The following is a 6485-nucleotide window of genomic DNA, read 5'->3' on the forward strand; positions in this document are numbered from 1 at the left end:
ATGAATATCATTATAACAATTGCGGTTACAGCTTTAGTGGTTCTTTATGCAGGTTTGTTTAAAGCTAAAAAAGCATTATTACCTATTTCCCTTATTGGTCTGCTTATTTCTTTAGTCTTTGTGGTCACTTCCTGGAATACGAACCAGGTTTATTACGGCATGATGGAGATGGATAACTTTGCACTGGCATTTTCAGGTTTGACCATATCAGGTACGCTATTCATCTTATTGCTAACGCAGAACTATTTTAGTAAAAACAGTCAGAACATAGCAGAATACCTTACCCTGATTCTTTTCGCTTTGGTTGGGGTGGTGATGATGGTTTCCTATAAGAATATGGCTATGTTGTTTATCGGCATAGAGATCATGTCTGTTGCTTTATATATTCTTGCAGGTATTCGTAAAAACAATTTTGCTTCCAATGAAGCTTCGCTAAAATACTTTTTAATGGGTGCTTTCTCAACTGGCTTTCTATTATTCGGTATAACCTTAATTTATGGTGCTACAGGATCTTTTGACCTTGATGGTATTAATAGCTATTTGGTAAATAACTATCAATCTATTTCGCCAATATTTTATCCAGGTGTAATTCTGCTAATGGTAGGATTGTGTTTTAAAGTAGGTGCAGCACCTTTTCATTTTTGGATTCCTGATGTTTATGAAGGTTCTCCAAGCCTGGTTACTGCCTTCATGTCTACTGTAGTCAAAGTTGCTGGTTTTGCAGCCTTGTTACGTTTATTTGCCGGCACCTTTTCTCCATTGCACGATTTCTGGATGCCGCCATTATTTGCATTAAGCTGTCTTACTTTGGTAATTGGTAACATCACTGCTTTATTCCAAAAGAACTTTAAAAGAATGCTGGCCTATTCCAGTATATCTCACGTGGGTTACCTGTTATTTGCTGTGATTACCTTAAACGCCGACTCTTATAATAATGCCTTGGTTTATGCAGTGGCATATACTTTTGCAAGTATTAGTGCTTTTGCTATTCTGATTATGGTAAAACAAAAAACAGGAGCTGATAATTTTGATAGTTATAATGGCTTAGCTAAGAAGAATCCTTTTATAGCATTGTCGCTTACCATAGCTATGCTATCCCTTGCCGGTATTCCGCTAACTGCTGGTTTTATAGGTAAATATTTAATGTTCTTGAACGTAATGAGAGATTACCACATTTACCTTGCGGGCTTCGCAATATTAAATGCATTAGTTGGATTCTACTATTATTTTAGGGTTATCGCTGCGATGTATTTTAAAGAGGGCACTGAAATTACCTTGCAAAGCCCAATACTTTATCAATTGGTATTAGTCTTGTCTTTAATCATTACAATTTTATTAGGCGTATATCCATCTCTGATTTTAAATTTGATATAAATACCATCTATAAATAATTATTTGTAGTTTTAGGAATAATTCAGTTATGCACGAATTCTGGAATTCATTACAGCACTTCATTGATCCTGAGAAATTATTAAAAGAAGGTGGTTTTTACGTGGTGATGTTTGTCATTTTCGCAGAAACTGGTTTGTTTTTTGGGTTCTTTTTGCCTGGCGACTATCTCCTCTTTCTTGCGGGGATGTTTGTAGCTACAGGAAAGTTAGACGTGAATATTTACGTATTAGTTATAGGTTTAATTATTTCGGCTATCTCTGGCAACTTTACAGGGTATTGGTTTGGCCGAAAAACAGGCCCGGTACTCTATCAAAGAAAAGATTCTTTCTTCTTTAAAAAACGTTATTTAAAGGCCGCCGAAGAATATTACAATAAACAAGGCGCTTTTGCTCTGATTATGGGTAGATTTGTACCCATTGTTCGAACTTTCGCCCCGATATTTGCTGGTGTAGTTAAATTAGACTTTAAGAAGTTCGCCCTTTATAATATAACGGGTGGTTTTTTATGGATCACTTCTTTAACTTTGCTGGGTTATTTTCTTGGTAAAAGATTTGAAAAAGAAATTAACGATTATTTATTTTATATAATTACTGGTTTTATCATCATTACCACTCTTCCTTTGATCTTCGCATTCGTGAAAAAGAAAGTGGTTAATGTTAACAAAGAGCATACAACAAACAATGAATCATAAAAATGACTAAAGACGATCACCACCCGTGGCATAATGTTTCCCCTGGCAGCACATTGCCTGAATTTGTAAATGCAATTATTGAAATCCCTAAGGGGTCTAAGGCTAAGTACGAAATTGATAAAGAATCTAATTTAATAAAATTAGATCGTGTATTGTTTTCTTCCGTAATGTATCCTGCTAATTATGGTTTTATTCCGCAAACGTATTGCGATGACAATGATCCTCTGGATATTCTTGTTTTATGCTCTGTAGATGTTTATCCTTTGGCAATTGTGGAAGCAAAGGTTATCGGCGTGATGCACATGGTAGATAATGGAGAGCAGGATGATAAAATTATAGCAGTTGCTAAAAATGATCAGTCTGTTAATTACATCAATGACATTTCTGAGCTTCCACCGCATACCATGAAAGAAATCGTTAGGTTTTTTCAGGATTATAAAGCATTGGAGAATAAAAATGTGACCATTGAGAATTTAATGGGTGTTACATTTGCACATACTGTTATACAGGAAAGTATAGTCTTGTATGATAAATTATTTAGAAATAACGATTAATGGGATTCCAGATCTTTTTAACCTTTTTCTTAGTGTTGCTCAATGGTTTTTTCGTTGCTGCAGAATTTGCAATTGTAAAAGTTAGGGCCTCACAAATTGAAATCCAAGCAAAATCTGGTAGTAGAGTAGCAAATATTGCTAAATTTATTACCCAGCACTTAGATGGATACCTGGCAGCAACGCAGCTCGGTATTACATTGGCATCGCTTGGATTAGGTTGGGTTGGAGAGTCTGTAATGGAACACCTTTTACGTAGCCTCTTAACCTCTTTTGGATCTACCCCAGAATTTGTTGACTCTTTTTCCGGAACGGCATCACCCATTATTGCATTCGGTTTTATTACCGTAATGCATATTGTATTTGGTGAGCTTGCCCCCAAATCTATTGCCATTCAGCGTCCTGTAGCTACTACAATGTTTATTGCCATCCCGCTGCAAATATTCTACGTGGTTTTTAAACCCTTTATCTGGGTTTTGAATGGTTTCGCTAATATCCTGCTTAAACTAATAGGAGTTAGTAGTATTGGTGGTCATGATTCAGTACACAGCACTGAAGAGCTCTATTATCTATTAGATCAAGGTAAGGAAAGTGGTGCACTAGACACCAATGAACATGAACTCATCAGAAATGTATTTGATTTTAATGAGCGTGTGGTTAAAAACATCATGGTACCGAGAACTAAAATTTCAGGTATTGAACTAGCTACTTCAGGAAATGATGTCATTAAGAAAATTATTTCTGAAGGATATTCCCGTTTCCCGGTATATGATGAAATCATTGATAAAATTATAGGTATCATCCATGCTAAAGATGTTTTGCCACTTTTGGCGGATCATAAAGAATGGACCTTAAATGATATTATACGGAAACCATATTTTGTACCGGAAACAAAAAAAATCAATGACTTGTTGAGTGAACTACAGCAGAAACGCATTCAGATAGCCATCGTTATTGATGAATTTGGTGGTACTGCAGGTATGGTCACTCTTGAAGATATAGTTGAGGAGATCGTTGGAGAAATCCAAGATGAATATGATGAGGAAAAACCTATCGTAGAAAAGATCTCAGAAAATGAATTTATTATTAATGCCTATGCTACTGTTTATGATGTGAATGAACATTTGCCTCATGATCTTCCTGAGGATCAGGATTTTGATACAGTAGGTGGCTTAGTTTCACAAGCTTTTGGTAAAATTCCTGAAGTTGGTGATAGCGAGGAATGCTATGGCTACCTTTTCACGATACTTAAGAAAACGGAGCAAAATATTGAAACAATTAAGCTTGAACTGGTGATTGCTAAGGAAGATACGATAGATATTCATTAAATCCGCTTTTTATGCATGTTTTTTATACGCCGGATCTTGTAACTAATGACTATTCTTTAAATGAAGAAGAGAGCAAGCATTGCAACAAGGTCCTGCGTTTATCCATTGGTGATCATGTATTTTTGGTGGATGGTAAAGGTGGTTTTTATGAAGCCGAAATTATTAACTCGGGTAAAAAGAATGTCATGCTTCATGTTATTCTCACCAAAAAAGAATATCATAAACGCAACCATCATTTGCATATTGCAATAGCGCCTACTAAAAATATTGACCGTTTAGAATGGTTTCTGGAGAAGGCGACTGAAATCGGTATTGATGAAATTACAACCTTAATTAGTGAAAGGTCTGAACGAAAGATCATCAAACAAGATCGCCTTTTTAAAGTCATTACTTCTGCAGTTAAGCAAAGCTTGCAAGCTTACCACCCAGTATTAAATCCTGCTATTTCATTTACAGATTTTCTGAAAGGAGACCATGATGCCGTAAAGTTAGTTGCCCATTGTGAAGAAGGGGAGCCCCGCAGGTACATTAGTGAAATCATTGATCCACACCAGCGTTATTTAATTTTAATCGGTCCAGAAGGCGATTTTAGTCCGAATGAGATTGCCCTAACTATTGCAAATGGTTTTCAACCTGTAACTTTAGGAAATACACGTTTAAGAACTGAAACCGCTGCACTGGCTGCATGCTTTGAAGTTAATTACTTACACCGGTAGTTTTAACCCAAAATAAATGATGTATCAGGCAAAAGTAAACGATCAGAATCAATTCCAAATAGAGATAGATAAGAATCTGGTAAAAGTAAATGAAGAAACCATTGCATTTGATGCTGTTTCTTTAAGTGGCGGACATTCACATGTGCTTTATAAAGATAAATCCTATAATGTAGAAATCATAGCTTATCATGAGGAAGAGAAAAGTGTGGAGGTAAAGGTCAATGGCAACGTTTATTTCGTCGCAATAAAAGATCAATACGATCAATTATTAGAGCAATTAGGGTTGGATACTTTGCAGATTAACAAAGTTCAGGAAATTAAAGCGCCAATGCCCGGTTTGGTCTTGAATCTACTCGTGAAAGTAGGGCAGGAAGTTAATAAGGAAGATAACCTCTTGGTTTTGGAAGCCATGAAGATGGAAAATATCATAAAGTCTACTGCAGTTGGAACAGTAAAATCCATTCTTGTTGTTAAAGGCGATAAGGTAGAAAAGAATGCAGTCTTATTGCGATTTTCTTAAAATGTTAAACGAATTAACTTTACTGCTTATTATTTTTGTTATTGGAATAAAGATGTGCTACATTAAAAGTTCCAAATTAAATAGCAAATGTATTTTAAGGGCTCTGTTACCATTGTTACAATTTTATTATTTCTATCAATATTAACTGCTCCATTAAAGGCACAAGTTGTTGCAGTTCCTTTTTTGCTCAACTCACCGGATGCCCGTACGGGCGCTTTGGGAGATGCCGGAGTAGCCCTTTCTCCCGACGCCAATTCGCTAAGTAATAACCCTTCTAAACTGCCCTTTTTAGAACAAGCTTATGGTTTTTCTGTATCCTATAATCCATGGTTAAAAAACCTGGTCTCCGATATTAATCTAGGCTACCTCAGCGCATTTTATAAACTCAGCGATAGGAACACCATTGGCGCCTCTATCAGGTATTTTTCACTTGGCGAAGTTCCAATGATTGATATCAATCAGCAAAATATAGGTTTGTACAGCCCCAATGAGTTTGCTATTGATGCTACCTTTGCCAGAAAGTATAGCGATGCCTTCTCTCTGGCAACCTCCATACGTTATATTCAGTCAAATATAGCATCCGGACAATTCATTTCAGGAAAGGAAATTAAAGCTGGTACAGCATTGGCCGTTGATATTGCTGCTTATTATAAACAGGAGACCTATTTACTGGGTAAAGATGCTATTTTTGCTTTAGGTGCAACTATTTCAAATATAGGCACTAAACTTTCTTATATGAAAGGTACCCCTACTTATTTTCTGCCTGCAAATATTAAAATAGGCACTGCAACTACTTTTTTTATGGAGGAGCACAGTCAGATAAGCTTTGCATTAGATGTAAATAAGTTATTAGTACCCGGTACTATAGACTTTTCAAATGTGGCTGAAGATATTTCTGTTCCTGCAGGGATTTTCGGTTCCTTAAGCGATGCCCCTGGAGGCTTTAAGGAAGAAATAAAAGAACTAAACCTTGGTACAGGATTAGAATATTTTTACAAGCAACAGTTTGCCCTACGTGGGGGTTTTTGCTACGCACATCCGCAGAAAGGAAACAAAAGCTATTTCACTGCGGGTGCAGGTTTTAAATCTGATCTATGGGGTCTTGATATTGCTTATTTAATGACCAATCAGGATAAAAGTCCGCTGGCTAATTCCTTAAGGTTAACGCTGCTCTTTCATTTCAATAGCAACTAAAGACCGTTGCAAAAGCAACAAGTCAGAATTATATTAACTTTTTGGATTTTTTGTTTTTTTAGTTTTGGGTTTTTTCGACCAAAAGTGTCGAAT

Annotated in this window: 7 protein-coding genes; all 7 read left to right on the top strand. The window is 36.1% G+C overall.

The genetic code is table 11. The features are described 5' to 3' along the window. The 7 genes from AAKU52_RS14665 (at window position 1) to porV (ending at window position 6392) form a co-directional block, all read left to right on the top strand. Window positions 1-1374 (top strand): NADH-quinone oxidoreductase subunit N, encoded by a 1374-nt coding sequence (locus AAKU52_RS14665; RefSeq protein ID WP_354334836.1) that lies wholly within the window; start codon window positions 1-3, stop codon window positions 1372-1374. 46 nt (window positions 1375-1420) lie between these two features. Then, on the top strand, window positions 1421-2083 hold the full coding sequence (locus AAKU52_RS14670) for a DedA family protein (protein WP_354334838.1): 663 nt from the start codon (window positions 1421-1423) through the stop codon (window positions 2081-2083). Window positions 2084-2085: 2 nt separating this feature from the next. Next, window positions 2086-2637 carry an inorganic diphosphatase gene (locus tag AAKU52_RS14675; RefSeq protein ID WP_354334840.1) on the top strand — a complete coding sequence of 184 codons (552 nt, stop codon included), beginning with the start codon at window positions 2086-2088 and terminating at the stop codon, window positions 2635-2637. Next, complete coding sequence (locus AAKU52_RS14680) at window positions 2637-3962, top strand: hemolysin family protein (RefSeq protein WP_354334842.1); 1326 nt, start codon at window positions 2637-2639, stop codon at window positions 3960-3962. The genes AAKU52_RS14675 and AAKU52_RS14680 overlap by 1 nt, the downstream gene beginning before the upstream one ends. An 11-nt stretch (window positions 3963-3973) precedes the next feature. Further along, window positions 3974-4678 (top strand): 16S rRNA (uracil(1498)-N(3))-methyltransferase, encoded by a 705-nt coding sequence (locus tag AAKU52_RS14685; protein ID WP_354334844.1) that lies wholly within the window; start codon window positions 3974-3976, stop codon window positions 4676-4678. Window positions 4679-4694: 16 nt separating this feature from the next. Beyond that, window positions 4695-5198 carry an acyl-CoA carboxylase biotin carboxyl carrier protein subunit gene (locus AAKU52_RS14690; protein ID WP_354334846.1) on the top strand — a complete coding sequence of 168 codons (504 nt, stop codon included), beginning with the start codon at window positions 4695-4697 and terminating at the stop codon, window positions 5196-5198. Window positions 5199-5285: 87 nt separating this feature from the next. Next, a complete protein-coding gene (porV, locus tag AAKU52_RS14695; RefSeq protein ID WP_354334848.1) occupies window positions 5286-6392 on the top strand; it encodes a type IX secretion system outer membrane channel protein PorV in 1107 nt (368 codons plus the stop codon). The last annotated feature ends 93 nt before the right edge of the window (window positions 6393-6485 follow it).

It is taken from the genome of Pedobacter sp. CG_S7, from assembly GCF_040544395.1.
Taxonomy (GTDB): domain Bacteria; phylum Bacteroidota; class Bacteroidia; order Sphingobacteriales; family Sphingobacteriaceae; genus Pedobacter.